The sequence below is a fragment of the Brevibacillus sp. FW301-21C12A genome (genome assembly GCF_058788915.1).
This window is the reverse complement of sequence record NZ_JBYTBG010000059.1, coordinates 1-22,203: the sequence shown is the minus strand read 5'-3', so window position 1 is coordinate 22,203 and position 22,203 is coordinate 1. Positions and strand designations below refer to the sequence as shown.

Annotated in this window: 20 protein-coding genes; 19 read left to right on the top strand and 1 reads right to left on the bottom strand. The window is 54.5% G+C overall.

Annotated features, from left to right (window positions below):
* Positions 1 to 324: 324 nt before the first annotated feature.
* On the bottom strand, positions 325 to 1,338 hold the full coding sequence (locus tag AC3WQH_RS23395) for a LacI family DNA-binding transcriptional regulator (RefSeq protein ID WP_007785944.1): 1,014 nt from the start codon (positions 1,336 to 1,338) through the stop codon (positions 325 to 327).
* A 594-nt stretch (positions 1,339 to 1,932) separates the two neighbouring features.
* Here AC3WQH_RS23395 and iolG (AC3WQH_RS23390) point away from each other — a divergent pair.
* The 19 genes from iolG (AC3WQH_RS23390) (at position 1,933) to AC3WQH_RS23300 (ending at position 21,785) form a co-directional block, all read left to right on the top strand.
* On the top strand, positions 1,933 to 2,958 hold the full coding sequence (iolG, locus tag AC3WQH_RS23390) for an inositol 2-dehydrogenase (RefSeq protein WP_290426477.1): 1,026 nt from the start codon (positions 1,933 to 1,935) through the stop codon (positions 2,956 to 2,958).
* A 37-nt stretch (positions 2,959 to 2,995) separates the two neighbouring features.
* Complete coding sequence (locus tag AC3WQH_RS23385; RefSeq protein WP_007785949.1) at positions 2,996 to 4,090, top strand: LLM class flavin-dependent oxidoreductase; 1,095 nt, start codon at positions 2,996 to 2,998, stop codon at positions 4,088 to 4,090.
* 51 nt (positions 4,091 to 4,141) lie between these two features.
* A complete protein-coding gene (locus AC3WQH_RS23380; RefSeq protein WP_310670599.1) occupies positions 4,142 to 4,681 on the top strand; it encodes an NADPH-dependent FMN reductase in 540 nt (179 codons plus the stop codon).
* A 157-nt stretch (positions 4,682 to 4,838) separates the two neighbouring features.
* Positions 4,839 to 5,276, top strand: coding sequence for a riboflavin kinase (locus AC3WQH_RS23375; RefSeq protein WP_007785953.1), 438 nt, complete (start codon positions 4,839 to 4,841; stop codon positions 5,274 to 5,276).
* Complete coding sequence (locus AC3WQH_RS23370) at positions 5,273 to 5,554, top strand: hypothetical protein (RefSeq protein WP_007785955.1); 282 nt, start codon at positions 5,273 to 5,275, stop codon at positions 5,552 to 5,554. The genes AC3WQH_RS23375 and AC3WQH_RS23370 overlap by 4 nt, the downstream gene beginning before the upstream one ends.
* A gap of 604 nt (positions 5,555 to 6,158) precedes the next feature.
* Positions 6,159 to 7,250, top strand: a complete 1,092-nt coding sequence (locus AC3WQH_RS23365; RefSeq protein WP_007785957.1) for a tartrate dehydrogenase — start codon at positions 6,159 to 6,161, stop codon at positions 7,248 to 7,250.
* A gap of 71 nt (positions 7,251 to 7,321) precedes the next feature.
* Positions 7,322 to 8,185 (top strand): class II fructose-1,6-bisphosphate aldolase, encoded by an 864-nt coding sequence (fba, locus tag AC3WQH_RS23360; RefSeq protein WP_007785959.1) that lies wholly within the window; start codon positions 7,322 to 7,324, stop codon positions 8,183 to 8,185.
* Between the two features lie 63 nt (positions 8,186 to 8,248).
* Entirely contained in the window at positions 8,249 to 9,286 is a 1,038-nt protein-coding gene (locus AC3WQH_RS23355) for a LacI family DNA-binding transcriptional regulator (protein WP_007785961.1), read from the top strand.
* 249 nt (positions 9,287 to 9,535) lie between these two features.
* Entirely contained in the window at positions 9,536 to 10,537 is a 1,002-nt protein-coding gene (locus AC3WQH_RS23350) for a LacI family DNA-binding transcriptional regulator (protein WP_007785962.1), read from the top strand.
* 309 nt (positions 10,538 to 10,846) lie between these two features.
* Entirely contained in the window at positions 10,847 to 12,049 is a 1,203-nt protein-coding gene (locus AC3WQH_RS23345) for an MFS transporter (protein ID WP_051353954.1), read from the top strand.
* A 33-nt stretch (positions 12,050 to 12,082) separates the two neighbouring features.
* On the top strand, positions 12,083 to 13,108 hold the full coding sequence (gene iolG / locus AC3WQH_RS23340; protein WP_492332275.1) for an inositol 2-dehydrogenase: 1,026 nt from the start codon (positions 12,083 to 12,085) through the stop codon (positions 13,106 to 13,108).
* Positions 13,109 to 13,183: 75 nt separating this feature from the next.
* Positions 13,184 to 14,620: an aldehyde dehydrogenase family protein gene (locus tag AC3WQH_RS23335; RefSeq protein WP_007785968.1), complete on the top strand. Its 1,437-nt coding sequence runs from the start codon at positions 13,184 to 13,186 to the stop codon at positions 14,618 to 14,620.
* A gap of 26 nt (positions 14,621 to 14,646) precedes the next feature.
* Positions 14,647 to 15,852 carry a 6-phosphofructokinase gene (locus tag AC3WQH_RS23330; protein ID WP_492332274.1) on the top strand — a complete coding sequence of 402 codons (1,206 nt, stop codon included), beginning with the start codon at positions 14,647 to 14,649 and terminating at the stop codon, positions 15,850 to 15,852.
* Positions 15,853 to 15,944: 92 nt separating this feature from the next.
* Entirely contained in the window at positions 15,945 to 16,958 is a 1,014-nt protein-coding gene (locus AC3WQH_RS23325) for a zinc-dependent alcohol dehydrogenase (RefSeq protein WP_007785971.1), read from the top strand.
* 173 nt (positions 16,959 to 17,131) lie between these two features.
* On the top strand, positions 17,132 to 19,000 hold the full coding sequence (iolD, locus tag AC3WQH_RS23320; protein WP_007785973.1) for a 3D-(3,5/4)-trihydroxycyclohexane-1,2-dione acylhydrolase (decyclizing): 1,869 nt from the start codon (positions 17,132 to 17,134) through the stop codon (positions 18,998 to 19,000).
* 195 nt (positions 19,001 to 19,195) lie between these two features.
* Positions 19,196 to 20,119, top strand: a complete 924-nt coding sequence (iolE, locus tag AC3WQH_RS23315) for a myo-inosose-2 dehydratase (protein ID WP_007785976.1) — start codon at positions 19,196 to 19,198, stop codon at positions 20,117 to 20,119.
* The gene (locus AC3WQH_RS23310; RefSeq protein ID WP_007785978.1) at positions 20,116 to 20,970 is read left to right on the top strand and encodes a transketolase; all 855 of its coding nucleotides are present in this window, start codon (positions 20,116 to 20,118) and stop codon (positions 20,968 to 20,970) included. Before iolE ends, AC3WQH_RS23310 begins: the two co-directional genes overlap by 4 nt.
* Positions 20,971 to 20,973: 3 nt before the next feature.
* Positions 20,974 to 21,666 carry a transketolase family protein gene (locus AC3WQH_RS23305; protein ID WP_492332273.1) on the top strand — a complete coding sequence of 231 codons (693 nt, stop codon included), beginning with the start codon at positions 20,974 to 20,976 and terminating at the stop codon, positions 21,664 to 21,666.
* On the top strand, positions 21,663 to 21,785 hold the full coding sequence (locus AC3WQH_RS23300) for a hypothetical protein (RefSeq protein WP_007785982.1): 123 nt from the start codon (positions 21,663 to 21,665) through the stop codon (positions 21,783 to 21,785). Before AC3WQH_RS23305 ends, AC3WQH_RS23300 begins: the two co-directional genes overlap by 4 nt.
* Positions 21,786 to 22,203 lie beyond the last annotated feature (418 nt).

Sequence of the window (22,203 nt, the reverse complement as noted above, 5' to 3'; positions counted from 1 at the left end):
AACGCTTAGTCATTCAAGAATCCCACCCGTACACCGCAAGGTGGAAGGCTTGCGGCTTTAGCCGTGGGAGTCTCAAATAAGTTAATTGGGGAGACGTGGGAGCTTCAGCTTTGTCGCAACAGCGCCGACCCAAGACAGGATTGAACCAAAAAACACCGCGCCATTCTCAGGAAGCTGCTTTTCTGCGCCGAGGTCGGTAGCGTGGTAGATTGAAAGGTGCAGGTGATAGGCCAATCAGCTACCGTTGGCCCATCACTACCTCAACCGACAAGCCATCAGCTTTTCAGCCGAGCAACCCCGCAACCCAACCTATCCCACCCGCCTTCAACGCACCAACTCCCTCGTCGACCTCCTGACAACCAGCTCCGGCCGAAGCTGGATTTTTTGTTTGTTGCGCTGCATCCCTTTGATTTCCTCTAGCAGCAGGTTAATAGAGAGACGCCCCATGTCTTGAATGGATTGCGCCATGGTCGTCAATGGCGGGTTGGACATGGCGCTGAGCACAGTGTTGTCGAAGCCGATGACGGACAGGTCATCCGGAATAGACAGCCCCAGCTCCATAGCTGCGTGGATGACGCCGAGCGCCAGAATGTCGTTTCCGGCGAAAATAGCAGTCGGGCGCTGGGGGGCGGAAAGAATCTCCAGCGAAATTTGCTTGCTCTCCTCGATTGTGGCATTCGGAGAGCTGAAAAAGGTCAAGGTTTTCTCGTATTTCACCTCAAATTCCTCGAGCGCGTGCTTGTAGCCGCGCAGCCGTTCTTTCCCCAGCAGCAGCTCCCCCAGTTGAATCGTACCGATCCGGCGGTGCCCAAGCTCCAGCAAATGCTTCGTGGCCTCGTAGCCGCCGATAAAATCGTCGACCGAGACGCTGTCGATCGGCAGCGGTGTCGTCAGTTCTTTGTTCACAATTACAGTAGGAATTTGCTTGTCGAGCAACTCTTTAATAAATGACTCGTCCTGCGAGCCGGAAATGATGATGATTCCATCGACCTTTTTGTCGATCAAAAAAGCGCTGTGCTTGAGTTCATTCGCTTTTTGGAAGTCCGTGCTGCAAATCAGGATGCTGTAGCCTAATTCGCGGCCACAGTCTTCGATGCTTCGGGCAAATTCAGCGAAGAACGGGTTCGCCAAGTCCGGAATCAACAAGCCGATCGAGTGGGAGAGCTTCCCGCGCGGCGCGGAAGCCACCGTCTTGGGCTGGTAGTTCAACTGCTCCATCACGCGCAGCACCTTTTCTTTGGTCTTGTCGCCAATTTTCCCGGTATTATTGATGACTTTCGATACGGTAGCAGTCGATACTCCCGCTTCTTTTGCCACATCGTATATCGTCGGTTTCATGCATGTACCCCCAATTTTTAAGCAAATAAGCGGACAGATGATCCATCCCCAGCGGAAACGCCGTGTTTTGCGCTGGCGCAACACGTGTTTGCCGGATGGCTTCGGGTGTTTGCGGGCGAGCGGATTGTTTTTTCAGGTGATAAGCCCAGCCCAACGCCGCCCCGCGAAAAACTGCGTGAGCCACAACCGCTCTATGTAAACTATACCATAGCGAAGAGGGAAACTTAAAGGTAAAACAGCGAAAGTTAAGGTAACAAAATTAAGTTTGTTACCTTAACTAAACTCACGAAAAATTATTCAGAAAATTAATTAACTTTCTTGTTGAATTGATAAAACAGAGGGTTTATACTGAGGTACAAATGGAACAGCCCACTTTTTACAGTGCGCTACCAAACAAAACGCGAGGAAACAAAAGGGAGTAACGAAAAGCGGTTAACTAAATGAAGTGTTTTGTTTCTTTTGTTTGTTACCTTGTTTCTTTACCAGTGCACACCGCGAAGCCATACCCGTACGCATCTGGGAAACTACGTGTTCAACTCGCGCATGTGCAAATGCGGTGTTCAATTGCCATTTTAGGAAAGGGGTTCGAGTGTCGTGGATCGGAAAGTGCGATGTGCCGTTTTGGGGTTGGGGAGATTGGGCAAAATTCATGCCGAAAATATTGCAGGGAAGATAAAAGGAGCGCAGCTCGTAGCTGTCTCCGATGTGATGCCGGGCGTAGCGGAAACATTCGCCCGGGAGCATGAGGTGAAATACTGGTCCACAGAGCCGGATGCGATCATAGCGCGCGATGACATTGACGCCATCATCGTTGTGACGCCAACCAGCACGCATGCCGAGCTGGCTCGGAAGGTGGCCCGGTCGGGAAAAGCGCTGTTTTTGGAAAAGCCGATTTCGACAGAGATTCAGGTCGCGAGAAGAACGGCGAGCGTGATTGAGGAAGCAGGGATTACGTGCCAGCTTGGGTTTATGCGGCGGTTTGATCCGGCTTACGCGCATGCCAGAGACAGAATTGCGGCAGGAGATATCGGGACGCCGCTCTATTTCAAAGGCGTTACGCGGGACCCATTTGTCGCGCATGAAGAGTACGTGGCGACATGCGGCGGCATTTTTACCGATTTGAACATCCACGACTTTGATATCGCCCGCTTTTTGATGGGCCAGGAGATCGTGGAAGTGAATGCGATGGGATCGGTCCTGGCTTCGCCGATCGTGGCCAAGTATGACGATGTGGACCAGGCGTTAACGTATTTGCGGTTTGCCGATGGGGCCGCAGGCGATGTGGAAGGGTACCGAAATGCCAAATACGGCTACGACATTCGCGCGGAAGTGATCGGGACGGAAGGGACATTGGTCATCGCCGGCTTGCGCAATCATAACGTGACGCTTCTCGGGCCGAATCAGGGCAGCTTTGACATTATTCCGTTTTTTATGGAACGGTTTGAGACCGCTTACTTGCGCGAGCTGGAGCATTTTATCGAGTGTTTGCACCGCGATGCCAAGCCTGCTGTCGGCATCAAAGACGGATTGATCGCGCAGGAAATCGCCCATGCGGCCAAAACCTCTTGCCAAACGGAACAAAAAGTGCGCGTAAATGTGCACGGACTGACGACTGACTGAGAAACGAACATTTTTCTTCATAAATGGAGGGATTATTATGACGAAATTGAATATCGGAATGTTTTTGATGCCGCAGCATCCGCCGGAGCGGTCTTTGTACGATGCGACCCAGTGGGATCTGGAAATGATTGAATATGCCGACAAATTGGGGTATAGCGAAGTGTGGATCGGCGAGCATTTTACCGCGCCGTGGGAGCCGATTCCATCCCCGGATTTAATCATCGCGCAGGCGCTGTTGCGGACAAAGCAAATCAAGCTGGCGCCCGGTGCCCATTTGCTGCCCTATCATCATCCGGTGGAGTTGGCGCATCGCGTCGCCTATCTCGACCATCTCGCCCAAGGCCGCTTGATGCTCGGGATCGGGGCAGGCGGAACCCAAACAGACTGGGAGCTGTTTGCTGTCGACGGAAAAATAAACCGGGAAATGATGATGGAAGCGTGGGAGCTGATGCAGAGATTGTGGTCAGACGAGGAGTCCTTTTCGTTCCGGGGGAAATTTTACAGCGCCAACCAGCCAAAGGCGCGGCATGACGGGATTCTCGGACCGCATATCAAGCCGTTCCAAAAGCCGCATCCGCCTATCGGGATTACAGGGTTCAGCGCGGGTTCAGCCACATTGAAAATGGCGGGCGAACGCGGATTTATCCCGATGAGTCTCGGCTGGAACAGCGAGTATATCAAATCGCACTGGAATGCGGTGGAAGAAGGGGCGCGCTCTGTAGGGAAAGAAGCGGACAGAAGCAGTTGGCGCATCACGCAAGACGTCTTTGTCGCGAAAACGGATGAAGAAGCAATGGCCGGAGCGTTGGGAGGCATGATGGGTCGATTCTTTGACGAGTCATGGCTGCCGCTGTTTAAAAAGCAGGGCGACATCAAAAACTTGAAGCCCGATCCGGCGCTTGCCGACGAAGAGGTAACTGCCGAATTAATGGCCAAAACCGACTGGCTGGTAGGATCGCCGGAAACGGTCGCGAAAAAGCTGCAAAAGCTGTATGACACGGTCGGCGGTTTCGGGACTTTGCTGATTACGGGCTACGACTACAGCGAATCGCCGGAAATATGGAAAGAGTCCATGCGCTTGCTGGTCGAGGAAGTTTTGCCTCGCCTGCATGTAAAGCCGCAGACGGTGTAGCCGAAAAGCGAGCTGCGCTGTTTGCAGCTAAGCAGAAGGGAGGGGCTTATTATGAAGCTGTTGGGAATTTCCGGGACGGTTACAGGCAGGAAAACAGCGGCTGTCGTCCAGGAGGTTTTGCGTCACGTAAAAAAGCAGGACGACAGCATAGAGGTGGAATTGCTGGATTTAAGCGAGTACCAGGTGCAGTTTTGTGATGGCCGGGACCCTGGGACCTATACGGGCGACACCAAAAAAGTGATCGAACTGGTAACGGCTGCGGATTGTTATGTCATCGGAACACCGATTTTCCAAGGTTCGCTCACCGGAGCGCTGAAAAATTTGTTTGACCTGATTCCCGTCTCTGCCCTGCGCCATAAAGTAATGGGGTTTGTCGCGACAGGCGGAACGTACCAGCATTACCTGGTCATTGAAAATCAACTGAAGCCGATTGCCGGTTATTTTCGCGCATTCACGGCTCCAGGCTACGTCTATGCGCATGCTGACCATTTCAATGCGAATAACGAAGTAGTCGCTCCGGACGTCTTGGAGCGAATCGCCCTTTTGGCGCAGGAGATCGTGTTCATGCAAAAGGCGCTCAAAGGAAACTGAGCGAGCGGAAAAGGACGATGCAGCGTGTGGGGGTTCTGGCAAAGCGAGTCCGTGCTTCGGGTAGGTGTGCTTGGAACGCCGCGGCTACAAACCGCGGCCACAAACCGCAACAAAGACAATTGGAGCGACCAATACGCTACGGAAAGAGGGGAAGAAGATGGAGCAGCCTATTTGTACTTTGCACGGCCAGGTGGTGAGCGGCAAGCAAGTAGGCAGAACGCTCGGCTTCCCGACCGCGAATCTGTCTCTGCTTCCCCCGCATCCCAGGCTGGAGCAGGGCGTGTACGGGGTGACGCTTTTGTGGAACGGACAGACGCATGCGGGCGTGATGAATGTCGGCCGCAGACCTACTTTTCACGATGGAGTGCAAATCAGCCATGAAGTACATTTGTTTGAGTGGGACGGAGACCTTTACGGAGCGTGTGTATACGTGGACGTACATTTCTACGTCAGGCCGGAAATGGCCTTTTCCGATCTCACTCAGTTGCAAAAGCAGATCGAGCGCGACGTAAACAGCGTGAAGGCAGCGTTTCGGCTGTCCGGGCAAAAAGGGCGGACAAGCAGAGCGGAACAGGAGGCGATGATCGGCTTGTGACAGCAGCGAGCATTGTGCATTTGCCGGACTTGACGTTTGCGCAGCATCTGCAACGGGAATTTGGCATCAATCGCGGCGTTTTCAATACGATGGATGCGTGGTTTTACGAGCATGGGTACGTGGAGATCACGCAAAGAAGGAAGCTGTTGATCGAGTTTCTCCGCATCGCTCGCGAGCAGAACAGGCAGGGGAGACGGATGCGATTTGGTCACGGCGGTCTGGCTGCCAAAATGAATGATTTTCTCATGCAAAACAACGCGCATCAACGGTTCAGCTAACATCCTCGACGGGGGCCTCGTGCCTCCGTTTTTTTGTTTTGCAGGGCAGCAGCATAGTGTGGCTCCAAATGAAGGGCCAGGGCCAAGACCACGGCCAAGCCCAAGGCCAAGCCCAAGCCCAAGCCCAAGCCCAAGCCCAAGCCCAAGACCAAGCCCAAGCCCAAGACCAAGCCCAAGCCCAAGACCAAGCCCAAGACCAAGACCAAGACCAAGACCAAGACCAAGACCAAGACTTGTGCCCTTTGGAGACAAACTCTTCGCTCATGACTTGACTCCGCGCCAGCGCTCCAATGGACTCATGAAATCCAGAGAAAGCCCAGACGCAAGCCTCCCCCTCCCTCGAAGAAACCGCTTAACCTGCTTTCGTTAAAATACTCACATTTTTTCGATAAATACATTTACACCGGAATTGATCGTAAACTATAATACTAGGGTAACCGCTTAATCTAGCGTCAATTCGCTATTTTTTATGAATGCTGTCCGCAGCGGGGACGCCGGAAGCGCGAAAAAGATTTCCTTGTTATTCGATGCGATTAGTAATGAACACGGGTGTATAAACGCCACAATCCAACAACAATGCAAGCGATTGCGAAAGGAGAAACGCATGACGAAATTGTACAAAATTGCCGTCATCCCGGGAGACGGGATTGGCCCTGAAGTGATCCAGGAAGGGGTAAAGGTGCTGGAAAAGGCCGTAGAGCTGACAAATGTTCGATTCGATTTTCATTACTTTCCGTGGGGCTGCGAGTATTACCTCCAGCACGGAAGGATGATGGCAGAGGATGGCATCGAGCAGTTGCGGCAGTTTGACGCCATTTACCTGGGCGCAGTCGGCTTTCCCGGCGTTCCCGACCACATATCGCTCTGGGATTTGCTCTTGAAGATTCGCAAGGAGTTTGACCAGTACGTGAACATTCGCCCGATCACGCTGTTGGATGGAGCGCCGTGCCCGCTGAAAAACACGGGGAAGGAACAGGTCGATATGCTGTTCATCCGCGAAAACAGCGAGGGCGAATATGCGGGAGCGGGGGACTGGCTGTTCAAGGGAAAAGACAACGAGACCGTGCTGCAAACGAGCGTTTTCTCGCGCAAAGGGACGGAACGGATCATTCGCTACGCGTTTGAAACGGCGCGCAAAACGGGCAAATCGCTGACCAGCATCAGCAAAGGGAACGCCCTGAACTACTCCATGGTGTTTTGGGACCAGGTGTTTGCGGAGGTGGCGAGCGAATACCCGGATGTCCCGACGCACTCGTATCTCGTAGATGCAGCCAGCATGCTGATGATTAAGCAGCCGGAACGATTCCAGGTAGTCGTTACCTCCAACCTGTTCGGGGATATTTTAACCGATTTGGGGGCAGCGCTCGCCGGAGGCTTGGGCTTGGCCGCTGGAGCGAATATCAATCCGGAGCGGACGCATCCTTCCATGTTCGAACCGATTCACGGCTCAGCGCCTGACATTGCGGGAAAAGGGATCGCGAATCCGTTGGCGGCGATCTGGTCGGCCAGTCAGATGCTGGAGTTTTTCGGCTATGAAGAGCTGGCAGGCAGCGTCTTGAAGGCGATCGAGCAGGTGATGGTCGAGGGCGCAGTACTGACGCCCGACATGGGCGGAAAAGCTTCGACCTCCGAGGTTGGCGATCGGGTAGTCGAGGTTTTGGCGAGCATGCACGCGGCAGCCAAGGCACAGGCGTAAAAGCAGGAGCTGCAACGAACAATAAAACGAGCAAGCGACAAAATACCATTTTTTACTATAGGAGGATTCAGATGCCACTCGTATCCATGACAGCGATGCTGAACAAGGCAGTACAAGAAAAGTATGCAGTCGGACAGTTCAACATTAACAATCTGGAGTTTACGCAAGCGATTTTGCAGGCGGCAGAGGAGGAACAATCTCCGGTTATTTTGGGAGTCAGTGAAGGCGCGGCTCGCTACATGGGCGGCTTCAAGCTGATTGTCGGCCTGGTGAAGTCGTTGATCGAGGAGTACAAGATCACGGTTGACGTCGCCATTCATCTCGACCACGGCTCTTCCTTCGAAAAGTGCGTGGAAGCGATTCATGCCGGGTTTACTTCCGTCATGATCGACGGCTCGCACCATCCGCTGGAGGAGAACATCGCGATTACGAAAAAGGTCGTCGAGGTCGCTCATGTGCTCGGAGTATCCGTAGAGGCGGAACTCGGGCGAATCGGCGGGCAGGAAGACGATCTCGTGGTCGATGACGCCGAAGCGATGTACGCCATTCCGGCCGAGTGCGACAGGCTGGCGAAGGAAACAGGAGTGGACTGCCTGGCCCCGGCGCTCGGGTCTGTGCACGGACCGTACAAAGGGGAGCCGAAGCTCGGCTTTGACCGTATGGAGGAAGTGCAAAAGCTGACCGGATTGCCGCTGGTGCTGCACGGAGGGACGGGCATCCCTACCCAGCATATTCGGCGAGCGATTTCTTTGGGCACAGCGAAAATCAACGTCAACACGGAAAACCAGATCGCCTCGGCAGCCGCCGTTCGCAAAGTGCTGGCCGAAAACCCGAACGTCTACGATCCGCGCAAATATTTGGGCCCTGCCCGAGAGGCGATCAAAGACGCGGTGAAAGGAAAGATGAGAGAGTTTGGCTCCTCGGGAAAAGCGTAGACGGCCGCTTTTTGGCACAAACATGTTTCAAGACCGATTTTTCTTTACAAAGAGAGGGTAGAGATGAAGCCGACCATTTACGATGTAGCAAAGAAAGCGGGGGTGTCGATTGCTACTGTCTCGAAAGTCATCAACAATACCGGCCGAATCAGCGAGAAAACGAAAAATAAAGTATGGAAGGTCATTGGCAGCCTGAACTATCAGCAAAATGTGATCGCTACTGCACTGACCGGGAAGCATACGTACACCATCGGACTTTTGATTCCGGATTTGTCGAACCTGTTTTTCGCCGAGCTGGCGCGCAGCATCGAAGACCGCGGGAATGAGCTAGGGTACAACCTGGTCATTTGCAGCACGGACTACAACCCCGACAAAGAAGCGAAGTATATCGAGCTGTTGAAGCGAAAAAATGTAGACGGGTTCATTTTGGCCTCGGGCTTCGAGAACACCTTGGAGGTGGAAAAGCTGATCGCGGAAAAGTATCCGGTCGCCATCGTCGCCCGCGACGTCCCAGCCTTCAATGTGAACGCGGTGTGCATTGACGATTTTCAGGGCGGGTACGATGCGGCCTCCTACCTGATCGAGCTGGGCCATCAAAAAATCGCGATTATCGCCCGCGACGTCTGGAGCAACCGGGAAAGAATCCGCGGATTTCGCAAAGCGCTGGAAGATCATGGCGGGATTCGCGAGTACGCTTTCAGCCAGTTTACGCTGGAGTCGAACGTCCCGTGGGGCAAAAAAATTGCGCTCGATTATTTGAACTCCCCCGACCCGCCGACTGCCTTTTTTGCCTGTAACGACCTGCTGGCAATCGGGGCAATCGAGGCGATCCGCGAGAAAAAGCTGCGCGTCCCAGAGGATATCTCGGTCGTAGGGTTTGACAATACGGTAATTGCGACGATCATTGATCCGCAGTTGACGACGATTGCCCAGCCGATTCAGAACATGGGGCGCGAAGTGATGGACCTGATCGTGGCCGAGATCAAAGGGGAAAAGCAATACAAAAGCAGAATCGTGCTGAATACGAAACGAATCGTCCGCGACTCGACCACGCGGCTGAAAAAAGAGAGAAGTATAAGCAAGCAAAAGTCAAACGCCTAGCGGTTTTCTGCTACGCGTTTTTTTATTGGCGGCGGCCCAACCAGAAGCCGTGACGCGGTCGGGGATGCCCCGTGTCCCCTCTGTGCCCCTCCGTGCTGCCCTGCGCGCGGATATGGGTTATTGCTTCGCGATTATTTGTTCTTTACAATAAATATAAGCTTAAAGCGCTTAATCACTTGGAATGAAAACGAAGTTCATCCCGGACGTCAGATAGATCGCCATCACTATGATGGAAGGAAGGAAACTACAATGAAAAAAACCATTTATGATGTGGCAAGGGAAGCGAACGTGTCTATTGCAACCGTGTCCAAGGTCATCAACAACACGGGGCGGATCGGGGAAAAGACGCGCCAAAGAGTATTGCAGGTCATGAAGGAGCTGGATTACCAGCCGAGCCTCGTGGCTTCCGCCTTGACGGGCAAGTCGACGTACTCCATCGGCCTGTTGATTCCCGACCTGGCGAACCCGTTCTTTGCCGAGCTGGCGCGAAGTATCGAGGACCGGGGCCACGAGCTGGGCTACAGCATCGTCATGTGCAGCACGGACTATCGCCCGGAAAAGGAGTCGAAGTACATCTCGCTGCTTAAGCAAAAGAGCGTGGACGGGTTTATTCTTGCGTCCGGATTTCAAAATGATGCCGTGATCCGCGACTTGCTGAATCTGAAAATTCCGATCGCCGTACTGGCCCGCGACGTCTCCACTGTGTCCGTCGATACGGTAACCGTGGATGATTTCATCGGCGGCTACAACGCGACACAGCATTTGCTCGACCTGGGCCATCAGCAGATTGGCGCAATCCAGCTCGATCTGGAGGTCGGCCGGGAGCGCACGCGCGGTTACCGCCACGCCTTGCAGGAAAATGGTTTGGAATATGATGAAAAATACGTCCTTTTTGGTCCGTCGTCTGTAGAAGGCGGCAAACAGATGGGCTTGAAAATGCTGCAGGCTGCTGAACGGCCAACCGCCATTTTCGCAGGCAATGATTTGGTCGCGATTGGGATTATCCAGGCGGCGAGAGAGCTGGGTCTGTCGATTCCCGATGACGTCTCAGTAGTCGGCTACGACAACACGATTCTCGCTGCTATCTCCAATCCGCCGCTAACGACGGTCGCCCAGCCGTTTCACGATATGGGCCGGCAAGTGATGGACCTGTTGATCGAGGAAATCAAAGGGGAAAAGAAAGGGAAAAAGCGGGTAGTGATGCTGCCGGAACTGTGCGTGCGCGAATCGACCAAACGAATCAGAAAATGAAGCGAGAAAGCACCGGGGAAACAGGGTGCTTTTTTTACGTCCGCCAAAGCAAAAGGAGCGAAAGAGCGCCCATTGTTTGTTCAAGCGAGCCGTGTTCAATGGTGCGGACGGAGGCAAAAGCTTGGATGCGCCTGTCCAGCGCATCCAAGCCGTCCAGCGCAACAGGCGATTAATAGTCTGACAATTGCGTTGATTTACTCATTTCAGAATTAATTCTTTACACACGCGCGGAGCATCCCCTATAATAGAGTTAGGGAAAACGCTTAACCAACATGAAGTGACATTTTGTGCGAAAAGGCGATGAGCAAGATGCAGGCACAGCAGCTCGAAGCAAAGGATCATATCGTGTTTGTCTTCGTCACCTTTATGTACTGGGCTTCTCAATATTTGTACACGCCGATACTGTCGCCGTACCTGGAGTACAAGGGCGCCTCGTACATGCTGATCGGAGTTGTTTTGAGCAGCTACGGCGTGACCCAGCTTCTTTTGCGCTTGCCGATCGGCGTCCTGTCGGATTACAGGCAGGTCAGACGGCCGTTTATCTGGCTTGGCATGGTGACCAGCCTGCTTAGTTGCCTCGGCTTTGCTGTCACCGATCATGTCGGATGGGCGCTTTTTTCCAGGGCGGTCGCCGGGATTTCGGCCTCGGCCTGGGTTGTCTTTACGGTTTTGTATTCGAGCTATTTTACCGGGGCAAACGTTACAAAAGCGATGTCGACGATCCATTTTATTACCGTTTCCGCTCAATTGATGGGGATGGGGGTCAGCGGCTACCTGGTCAGCCGCTGGGGGTGGAATGCCCCGTTCTGGATCGGGGCAGGAGTGGCTTTCCTCGGCCTGGCGCTCTCCTTTTTGATTCGCGAGCCGAAGCCGGAAGCATCCCGGAAGCCGATCGAGCCAAAAGATTTGGCAAACGTGATGAAAGAGCCGATTTTGCTGAAGGTATCCATTTTGTCCATTATCGCCCACGGCATGCTGTTCATTACGATGTACGGCTTTACGCCGTTGCAGGCATTGAAGATCGGCGCAGACAAGGAGAGTCTTGGCTGGCTTGTCGTCGCGTTCATGCTGCCGCACGCTGTGGCCTCTATCGTGGCGGGGAGATATTTTGCCGTCCGCTTCGGACATTGGCCCACGCTCGCCATCGGGTTTGCGGGCAGCGCCGCTTTTACGGTCGTGATCCCGTATGCGGACACGATGCTCACGCTGTGCCTGACGCAAATCGGCAACGGCTTTACGCAGGGAATGGGTTTTCCGCTGTTTTTAGGAATGGCGATTCAGTACATAGAAAGTGAAAAGCGGGCAACCGCAATGGGCTTTTATCAAGCGATCTATTCGTTGGGCATTTTCTTGGGGCCTTTTCTTGCGGGCTGGCTAAATTCAGGCGGCGGATTGGCAAATGGCTTCATCTTCGCCAGTTTGTCTGGATTGTTGGCTGCAGGACTATCCATATATTGGAGCAAGGCAGAAAAAAGATCACTGACGACAGGCGTTTCTTTGGACAGGAAGTGACGGCCTGCCTTAACCGGAAGAGGAGAGATCACGATGAGCAAAGTAAAGGTTGGCATCATTGGAGCAGGGCGCATCGGGAAGCTGCACGCGGAAAATCTGGTCAAACTGCACCGCGTCGAATTGAAGGCGATTTCGGATATTTTCGCAGAGCAAGTGCGAGAGTGGGCTGGCAGCATCGGGATTCCCCTTGTCACCGATGATTACAAGGCGATTTTGCAAGACCCGGACATCCAGGCTGTCTTGATCTGCTCGCCCACCGATACGCACGTCCCCATCATCACGGAGGCAGCGAGAGCGGGCAAGCACATATTTTGCGAAAAGCCGATCAGCTTTCAGTTGGAGCAGACGAGAGAGGCGCTCGAAGTCGTCAAAGAGGCCGGAGTGAAGTTCCAGGTGGGCTTTTGCCGCAGGTTTGACCACAGCTTGAAAAAGGCTCATCAAACCGTCAAAGAAGGGGGAATCGGCGAACCGCACATTTTGCGCATCACTTCGCGAGACCCGCATCCGCCGGGCAAAGACTACGTAGCAGCCAGCGGCGGTCTGTTCTTCGACATGGCGATTCACGATTTTGATATGGCAAGATACTTGGTTGGCAGCGAAGTCGAGGAAGTGTTTGCGCAGGGGGCGGTGCTCGTGGACCCGCTGTTCGCAGAATGCGGCGACGTGGATACGGCGATTACGACGCTGAAATTCAAAAACGGCGCGATCGGGGTCATTGACAACAGCAGAAAAGCCGTGTACGGCTACGACCAGCGGGTAGAGGTGTTGGGGGCGAAGGGATGTGTGACCGTCAGCAATGTCACGCCGACCACCGCAGAGATCAGCACAGCCGAGGGCGTTTTCCGGGATAAGCCCAAGTATTTCTTCCTGGAGCGGTACACCGACGCTTTTGTTCAGGAAATCGAAGACTTCATCGACAGCATCCTGTTGGACAAGGAAGTTCCGGTCAGCGGTTATGACGGCTTCCAGGCTGAATTGATCGCCATGGCGGCGAAGAAGTCGTTTGCCGAAAACAGGCCGGTCAAGCTCGAAGAAATCAGCGCAGTCCAGTCTGTGTAAGGCCCAGCATTTTTGTTCCAAATTTTTTTACGGATTAGGTTAAGCGCTTATCTAAATGTTCAGGGGGGAGAAGAAATGGAAGCAGTGAAGCAAGTGCAACGTTTGTTCATCGACGGGGAGTGGGTAGAGACAGCGAAGACGCATCCGATTTACAACAAGTACACAGGAGAGCTGTACGTGCAGGTGTGCAAGGCGGGGGAAAAAGAAGTGGATCGCGCAGTAGAGGCAGCCGAGTACGCTTTCTACCATACGCCTTTTTCCGCAGAAAAGCGCTACGACGTGCTGGTGAAAGCTTCCCAACTGATTAAGGAAAACGTCGAGGAGTTGGCCAACTGCATTGCCCAGGAGGGCGGCAAGCCGATTCGCGATGCGAAAGTGGAAGTGATTCGTTCCGCGACGACGTTTCTTTTGGCGGCGGAGGAAGCGAAAAAGCTGAGAGGGGAAATCATCCCGAGCCAGGCTTCCCCTGGAAACGAATCGCGCCTGATCTATACGATCAAAAAGCCGATCGGCATTGTGTGCGCGATCTCGCCGTTCAACTTCCCGCTAAACCTGGTTTCGCACAAGGTGGCTCCGGCCTTGGCGGCAGGAAATCCGGTGATCGTCAAGCCTGCTACGGATACGGCCCATTCCGCTCTGCTGCTGTGCAAGCTGTTGCAGCAGGCAGGCGTGCCAAAAGGGTACGTGCAATGCGTGGTCGGCGGCGGTGCGACGGTTGGCGAACAGTTGCTGAAAGACCAGCGGATCAAAAAGTATTCGTTTACAGGCTCGCCGGAAGTAGGCAAGCACATCCAGCAGACGATCGGCATGCGCAAAGTCACGCTGGAGCTCGGGTCCAACTCGGCGACGATTGTGCATGAAGACGGCAATGTCGAGCAGGCGGCAAACAAGCTGGCGAAAATGGCTTTTGCCAATGCGGGGCAAATCTGCATTTCCGTACAGCGCATTTTCGTGCACAAGGCAGTGGAAGCGAAGTTCATGGAGCTTTTCCTGGAGCGGGTGGCGCAGCTCAAGGTGGGCAATCCGCTCGACCCGGATACGGACGTAGGGCCGATGATTAGCGAAAAAGAAGCGCAGCGGATCGAGGCATGGGTAAACGAAGCGGCAGCAAAGGGCGCGAAAGTGTTGACCGGGGGCAAAAGGGAAGGAAGCGTCTACTATCCGACGGTCATTACCCAGGCGAAAAAGGGCATGAAAGTGTACGACGAGGAAGTATTCGCGCCAGTAGTTACAGTGGCGTCCTACGAAACGATCGAGGAAGCGGTGAAGCTGGTCAACGACTCCAAGTTTGGCTTGCAGGCAGGCGTGTACACCAAATCTCTCGTCCTGGCCCACAAGCTGCCGCATCTGCTGGAAGTGGGCGGCGTGATCGTCAACGATACGTGCTGCTTCCGTGCCGACCAGATGCCGTACGGGGGCGTCAAGGAAAGCGGAATCGGGAAAGAAGGCCCGGCATTTGCGATTGAGGAAATGGTCGAGACGGTGGCCGTTGTCATCAACCTGGAAGAGTAGATGAATCATGGATGGAGAGTGTGGAAATGACCGGAAACTGCCTGATCGCTCAATCCGGTGGACCAACCGCTGTTATCAACAATTCATTGTACGGAATCATTGAGGAGTCTCTTCAATCGCCGCAGATCCGGAAGGTTTATGGGGCGAGAAGAGGGGTGTACGGTCTGCTCAACCAGGACTACATTGATCTGGGTCAACTGTCCAAACCGCAGCTAGAGATGCTGAGAATGACGCCGGGCGCGGCGCTCGGCTCCTGGCGCTACAAGCTGAGCGCCCACGAGATCGAAATCATCGTCGCCCACATGCAGGCGAACGACATTCGCTACTTTTACTACATCGGCGGGAACGGGTCCATGCACGTCGCTCATTTGATCCATCAGGCTGCCCGGAAAAAAGGGTACGAGCTGAATGTGATCGGGGTGCCGAAGACGGTAGACAACGATTTGACGCAAACCGATCATTCGCCCGGCTTTGGCAGCGCAGCCAAATTTCTCGCCACCTCCATCCTCGACATGTCCATGGACATTATGAGCTTGCCGAAAAGCAATCGCATCACGATTGTCGAGACGATGGGGCGCAATACAGGCTGGCTGGCGGCCTCGTGCGCGCTGGGGCTGCAGCAGGAAACAGGCATTCCGCTGTTGATTTACATTCCGGAATCGCCTTTTTGCAAAGAAACGTTTTTGCGCGATGTGCAAAAAAAGTACGAGGAACACGGTTCAGCCCTGGTCATTGTCTCGGAAGGCATCCGCGACAAAGAAGGCAGGCTGATTGCCGACAACGCTCTGGCGCGGGATGCGGTCCGGCGTCCGCAGCTCGGCGGCGTGGCCGGCTATTTGAAGGACGCCATCGCCAATCAGGGAGCGGGCTTGTCCGCGCGATATATTTTGCCGAGCATTTGGCAGCGCAGCGGGATGATGTTCTCGTCCGGGGTGGATGTCGAGGAGGCGTATTTGGCGGGAAAACACGCTTGCTATCACGCCAGGCAGGGGATCAACGGAGCGATGGTCACGCTGCAGCGCAAAAAGGGGCCGTTTTACGCCGTGGAATACGGCTCCGTCCCCCTCGCGGAAGTAGCGGGAAAAGAAAAGCTGTTTCCGCTGGAGTGGTACGACGCCGACAGCCATTTTGTCAAAGCCGAGTTTTTCGACTATATATATCCGCTCATTCAGGGCGAGGTGTCCATTCCGATGAAAAACGGCCTGCCTGCTTACCAGCACTTTATTTCCTGAAGGGCGGCGCAGTCGGGCGCGGACAAGAGGGACGAGGAAGCGGAAAAAACAGAACGGATGCAGCTTAAACAGCAGAAGGGAGCGAATGGGTCATGTTAGCTGGCGTATTTGAGCAGGCAGGGAAATTTTCCTTGCAGGAAAGGCCGGTTCCGGTCATACAGAAGGCAGATGAAGTGCGGATCAAGGTGGAGGCAGCCAGCATCTGCGGCACAGACGTGCATATTTTGGCTAATCCTCCGGGACATCCGGCGACGGCAGGCGTGATTCAGGGACATGAGTACGTCGGAAAAGTGGTAGAGGCAGGAGCGGATGTCACGAACGTCAAAGTGGGCGACCGGGTGGTAGTCGATCCGACGCTGACGTGCGGGTACTGTGATTATTGCCAGATGGGATACGTGAACATGTGCGAGCATATGTCGACGATGGGTATTTTCGTGGACGGGGGCTGGACTTCCTACAGTGTCGTTCCAGCCAGAAATGTGCACAAAATCGCAGACTCGGTTCCGCCGGAGATTGCCGTCTTTGCCGAACCGCTGTCCTGCGTCATCAACGGCATGGACAAAATCAAGGTGCAGCCGGGCGAGAGCGCTGTCGTGCTGGGCGCAGGGCCGATGGGACAAATGTTCATCCAGATGTTGAAAGCGGCGGGAGCCGGAACGATCGTGGCCGTTGATTTCTCGGATTATCGCCTGGAATACGCCCGCATATCCGGGGCGAATGTGACGGTGAACCCAAAAACAAGCGACGTGGCGAAGTCTGTACAGGACGCGACGAAAATCGGGGCGGATGTCGTCATCGACTGTGTTGGTTCGCTGTTCGATCAGAGCCTGACGCTGGTGCGCAGAGGGGGACAAATTTTGCTGGTGGGCATGAATCAGCACGCCTTGCCGCCGATCAAGCAAAACGATATTACCCGCTATGAGGTAACCGTAAAAGGCACGTATATCTCGAACCACACGTTCCCGAAAGTAGTGAAGGTCATGGAGGCAGGGCTGCTGAATTTGGAGCGGCTGATTACCCATCGGGTTCCTTTGGAGCGCATCACGGAAGGAATCGACGTGATGAAAAAAGGAGAAGCGATCAAGGTGATCGTGCAGCCCGCGTAATCGCCTGCGATCCGCGAGCGGTAGTCTGCACGCGTCCAGCCAACTGCCGGAAAAGACAGAAAAAAATGAAAAAAGGGTTTGTGGAAGCTCGGGAATCGAGTATAATCAAGAAAGAGAAAGCGCTTAACTTAACAGTTACGTGGAGAGAAACATCGAAGCTGAGGGAGGATAACATGGCAAAAACAATCCGCTTAACGATGGCTCAGGCATTGCTGCGATTTTTGGACAATCAATACATTTCCGTGGACGGTCAGGAACGAAAATTCGTCAAAGGCGTCATGGGGATTTTCGGACACGGAAATGTGACAGGGATGGGCGAAGCGCTGGAGCATTTTCAGGGAGAGTTGACCTACATCCAGGGGAAAAACGAGCAAGGAATGGCGCATGCGGCCATTGCCTACGCCAAACAAAAGAACAGGCTAGAGATTTTTGCTTGCACGTCTTCGATTGGGCCCGGCGCCTTGAACATGGTCACAGCCGCCGGGACAGCGACGGTGAACCGGATTCCGGTGCTGTTTTTGCCAGGCGATATTTTTGCCTGCCGCCAGCCTGATCCGGTCTTGCAGCAAATTGAAAACCCTGCTGACTACACGATTTCATCCAACGATGCGTTCAAGCCGGTCAGCAAGTACTGGGACCGCATTACACGTCCCGAGCAGTTGATGACGGCCGCCCTGAACGCGATGAGGGTGCTGACGGACCCGGTCGACACTGGCGCGGTCACCTTGGCTCTGCCCCAGGATGTGCAAAGCGAAGCGTACGATTACCCGGCTGAGTTTTTTGAAAAGCGCGTCCATTTCGTCGAAAGAAGAGCGCTGTCGGCTGCTGCGCTCGCACGGGCAGCGGAAGCGATCCAGACAAAAAAGCGGCCGCTGATTATCGCCGGGGGCGGCGTGCACTACTCGCTCGCTACGGCAGAACTGATTCGCTTCGCCGAGGAGTTTGGCATTCCGGTAGCGGAGACGCAAGCGGGAAAAAGCGCGGTGCCATGGGACCACCCGCTTCAAGTAGGCTCGATTGGCGTCACAGGCTCGCTCGCCGCAAACCGCCTGGCCAAAGAGGCCGATTTGATTATCGGCGTCGGAACGAGACTGACTGACTTCCCTACCTCATCCAAAACGGCCTTCCAAAATCCAGATGTGGAGTTCGTCAGTATCAATGTCAGCTCCTACGACGCGCTGAAAATGAACGGAAAGGCCGTGGTAGCCGACGCGAAGGAAGCGCTGGTCGCAATCACAGGCGCACTGCGGCAAGCGGAATACAAGTCCGCCTACTCGCCGGAAGCGATTGCTGCTCTGAAGAAGGAGTGGGACGAAGAAGTGGACCGGGTCTGCTCTGTGGAGCGGGCGGAAGGCTTGTCGCAAATGCTCGCGCTGGGCGAGATCAACCGCTTCCTGGGCGAAAAGGACATCATTGTCGCTGCTGCCGGAAGCCTGCCCGGAGATCTGCACCGCCTATGGAGATGCAAGGCCCCGAAAACGTACCATATGGAATACGGCTTCTCGTGCATGGGCTACGAGGTGTCCGGCGCGTTCGGCGTGAAGATGGCAAGCCCGGATCAGGAAGTGTACGCCGTCGTCGGGGATGGCAGTTACTTGATGCTTCATTCGGAGCTGGTCACGAGCATTCAGGAAGGGCAAAAATTTACGATCCTGCTGTTCGACAACAACGGGTTCGGCTGCATCCACAACCTGCAACGCGGTCATGGCAGCGAAGGCTTCGGCAACGAGTTCCGCTATCGCGACGAACAGACGAACCGGCTGACGGGCGAGTATTTGCAGATTGATTTTGCCAGCCACGCCAGAAGCATGGGCGCGAAGGCGTACACGGCCCGCACTGTGGAAGAGCTGAGAGCGGCCTTGCAGCAGGCGAAGGAAGAGACTGTCACGACGCTGATTGACATCAAGGTGCTTCCCGGAACGTGCTCGTCCGGCTACGAGTCGTGGTGGCGGCTCGGGGTAGCGGAAGTATCCGCGAGCAAAAAGGTTCAAGCCGCTTATGAAGCGATGAACAAGCAGATCGAGATTGCGAAAAAAATGTAAGCGTTGCCGACGTTTTTATGCAACAGGCAAGAATGGCTAAAACTCTTGTCCAGCAGGAGGGCAACAGACGAGACTTCGAGTGGAACGAGCAAGCAACCGCTGTGCCTTATAGGTACGAAGGCTCCGCCAATGGCGTGGCGCAGCCAAGTTTCTAAACGCGTCGAGTTAAGCGCTTAATCAAAAGGGGCGACAGTCATGACAGATAAAGGATACAACTTCAAGCTGGGGGTTCACCCGATCAACTGGGTCGGGGAGGATGTCAAAGAACACGGGGATCACTATTCCTACGAGCAGGTCATGGATGAGATAGCCAGCCTTGGCGTTACAGGTGTGGAAATGAGCAGGAAGTTCCCTGCCGATCCGGCTGTTTTGCAGCAGGAGCTGGGCAAACGGGGGCTGCGGCTGACCTCGCAGTGGAAGTCCGTGCTGTTCTCGGATGCGCAGCGCCGCGACGAGGAGCTGCAGGCTTACCGGAAGCACGCGCAATTCCTCAAGGCGATGGGAGCAGAAGTCGTCAGCACGGCAGAAGTTGGCGGCTCGCTGCATTGGGACCCGCGCCGCTCCCCACATGAAAAGCAGGTCGCACACTTGACAGATGAGCAGTGGAAAAGCCTGGCCGAAGGGCTGAACCAGGCAGGGGAGATTTGCCGCGAATTGGGCATGAAGCTCGTTTACCACCATCACGGCGGGACGGTCGTGGAGCAGCCGGAGGAAATCGACCGCCTGATGGAAATGACCGATCCCGGGCTTGTCTACCTGTTGTACGATACAGGCCATGCCTACTACGGCGGCAACGACCCGTTGAAGCTGCTGCAAAAGTATTACGGGCGGATCGGCTACGTGCACCTGAAAGATATTCGCCAAAGCGTTCTCGACCAGGCAAGGGCGGAACAGGCTGATTTCGTCACCTGCATCCGCAGAGGGGTGTTCACTGTCCCAGGTGATGGAAGCCTCGATTTTGCCCCGATTTTCAAGGAGTTGGTCGAGCGGGATTATCAAGGCTGGGCTATGCTCGAAGGCGAGCAGGACCCGCTCGTTCACAACCCTTTTGCATACGCGAAAAGATCCATTGCCTTCATCGAGCAAACGATATCATCAACCAGAGGTGAGAAAGTATGAAGACGGTTTCCGCTCAGGAAAAAATCAATTGGCTGCAAAAGAAAAGCAGCGAGACCCGGAGGCTGATTCTGCAAACGGTGCACCACGCAGGGGCAGGCCATGTCGGCGGGCCGCTGTCTGTGACCGATCTTTTGGTCGCTCTCTATTTTGACGTGATGAATATCAAGCCTGACGAGCCGCTGTGGGCGGAGCGGGACCGCTTTGTGCTATCCAAGGGGCACTCCGCGATCGCCCTCTATACGGTGCTGGCGCTGCGGGGCTACTTCCCGGTGGAGGAGTTGAAAACGTTCGACGATATCGACTCTCGCCTGCAAGCCCATCCGGACATGAAGCTGCTGCCCGGACTGGACATGTCCACAGGCTCGCTGGGGCAGGGAATTTCTGCCGCAGTCGGCATGGCGCTGGGCGCAAAGCTGAAGCAGCAAGCGTTCTCCACATACTGCATCATCGGCGACGGCGAATCGCAGGAAGGGCAAGTATGGGAAGCGGCGGACGTAGCGGCCAAATACGAGCTGGACAATCTGGTAGTCATCATGGACTACAACAAGCTGCAGCAATTCGGCTGGAAGGGAACGGAAGGCCGCGAACGGGAAATCCCGATCTTTTCCCCGGAAGACCGCTGGGCGGCGTTCGGCTGGAACGTGCTTGCCATCGACGGCCACGATGTGGAACAGATCATCGAGGCGTGCCAGCAGGCGAAGCGCGTGCAAGGCAAGCCGACCGTCGTAATTGCCCACACCGTTAAAGGCAAGGGCGTAAGCTTCATGGAGAACAACTACACATGGCATGCGAAAGTGCCGAATGCGGAAGAGCTGAAAGCAGCCTTGGAAGAACTGGATATGGGGGTGTAGAAGATGCAATTACAGCTTGATAAAAAAGTAGCCATGCGCGATGCGTTTGGCGAAACATTGCTGCAATTTACGAAGGACGATCCGCGAGTGTACGCAGTCGATGGCGACCTGGCGACCTCCACCAAGCTGGATAAAGTAGCGGAGGGGAATCCGGCCAAATTTTTGCAGATGGGCATCGCCGAGCAGAACATGCTCGGAGTCGCTTCCGGTCTGGCAACAGTCGGCTTGCAGCCGTGGGTGTGCACGTTTGCCGCTTTTATTGTGAAACGCTCTCTGGACCAGATCGCCGTGGCGATTGCCCAGCCGAAGCTGGACGTGAAAATGATCGGGGCCTACAGCGGCTTGCTGACCGGATGCACGGGAAAAACGCATCAAGGTCTGGAAGATATCGCGATCATGCGCAGCCTGGCCAACATGGTCGTCCTGGCTCCGGCGGACGCGGTCGAAGTGAAAAAGGTGATGGAGTTCGCCCGCGACTACCACGGTCCCGTGTACATTCGGCTGGCGCGCGACCCGCTGCCGACCCTTTTTGCGGAAGAAACGCACACGTTTGCGCTCGGCAAAGGCATCAAGTTGATCGCAGGACAGGATGTGACGATCATTTCAACCGGGACGCAAACAGGCCGCGCCGTTCAGGCTGCGAACCTGCTGCGCGCGGAAGGCATTCAGGCGGGTGGGAAGAGTGGACAGGGATGAAATTCCCCGAGTCCGGCACGTACATTATTCCGGATGCGCTCGTTCCGGTGCGCATCGAAGTGGAAAAGGACGAGGTCGTGTACGTGGAACCGAATGTGTGGATGCAGCATTTTCTGTAAAAGCCAGTGTGCATAGCTGGAAGCTGTTGTTTTCTTAGATGAGAAGAGCCGTTATTTGTGCGGCTCTTCTTTTGCATTCTACGATTTGTCTGAAAAGAATGATAAAATTCACTCGACAAATGGAAAAAGACTTTCTACACTGGTTCCGGCAAGGTAAATAATGGCGACATCTTTTATGCCGACTTGGGGATGAACTACAATCCGGAACTGGCATATGCTCATCCGGTTGTTGTATTGGAAGAAGTGGGAGCTCTCGTGAGGACGATTAGTGAAGGTCGGTTATTAGATAAAAAAGGAGGATTGCATGACATTTCAAATCCCCGCTCCTTATTTGTTGAGATGAGCCTTTTGCATAAATCTAAACCCTTGAGCAACAAGGTTTTCTGAGCATAAAAAAAGGACTTCACCCCGACCTGGA

Coding starts and splice junctions, on each gene's coding strand:
- AC3WQH_RS23365 (WP_007785957.1), top strand. CDS start 6,159: ATGACGAAATTGTACAAAATTGCCGTCATCCCGGGAGACGGGATTGGC.
- AC3WQH_RS23335 (WP_007785968.1), top strand. CDS start 13,184: ATGGAAGCAGTGAAGCAAGTGCAACGTTTGTTCATCGACGGGGAGTGG.
- AC3WQH_RS23380 (WP_310670599.1), top strand. CDS start 4,142: ATGAAGCTGTTGGGAATTTCCGGGACGGTTACAGGCAGGAAAACAGCG.
- AC3WQH_RS23300 (WP_007785982.1), top strand. CDS start 21,663: ATGAAATTCCCCGAGTCCGGCACGTACATTATTCCGGATGCGCTCGTT.
- iolE (WP_007785976.1), top strand. CDS start 19,196: ATGACAGATAAAGGATACAACTTCAAGCTGGGGGTTCACCCGATCAAC.
- iolD (WP_007785973.1), top strand. CDS start 17,132: ATGGCAAAAACAATCCGCTTAACGATGGCTCAGGCATTGCTGCGATTT.
- AC3WQH_RS23305 (WP_492332273.1), top strand. CDS start 20,974: ATGCAATTACAGCTTGATAAAAAAGTAGCCATGCGCGATGCGTTTGGC.
- iolG (WP_492332275.1), top strand. CDS start 12,083: ATGAGCAAAGTAAAGGTTGGCATCATTGGAGCAGGGCGCATCGGGAAG.
- AC3WQH_RS23330 (WP_492332274.1), top strand. CDS start 14,647: ATGACCGGAAACTGCCTGATCGCTCAATCCGGTGGACCAACCGCTGTT.
- AC3WQH_RS23355 (WP_007785961.1), top strand. CDS start 8,249: ATGAAGCCGACCATTTACGATGTAGCAAAGAAAGCGGGGGTGTCGATT.
- AC3WQH_RS23345 (WP_051353954.1), top strand. CDS start 10,847: ATGCAGGCACAGCAGCTCGAAGCAAAGGATCATATCGTGTTTGTCTTC.
- AC3WQH_RS23350 (WP_007785962.1), top strand. CDS start 9,536: ATGAAAAAAACCATTTATGATGTGGCAAGGGAAGCGAACGTGTCTATT.
- AC3WQH_RS23375 (WP_007785953.1), top strand. CDS start 4,839: ATGGAGCAGCCTATTTGTACTTTGCACGGCCAGGTGGTGAGCGGCAAG.
- AC3WQH_RS23325 (WP_007785971.1), top strand. CDS start 15,945: ATGTTAGCTGGCGTATTTGAGCAGGCAGGGAAATTTTCCTTGCAGGAA.
- AC3WQH_RS23310 (WP_007785978.1), top strand. CDS start 20,116: ATGAAGACGGTTTCCGCTCAGGAAAAAATCAATTGGCTGCAAAAGAAA.
- AC3WQH_RS23385 (WP_007785949.1), top strand. CDS start 2,996: ATGACGAAATTGAATATCGGAATGTTTTTGATGCCGCAGCATCCGCCG.
- fba (WP_007785959.1), top strand. CDS start 7,322: ATGCCACTCGTATCCATGACAGCGATGCTGAACAAGGCAGTACAAGAA.
- AC3WQH_RS23395 (WP_007785944.1), bottom strand. CDS start 1,338: ATGAAACCGACGATATACGATGTGGCAAAAGAAGCGGGAGTATCGACT.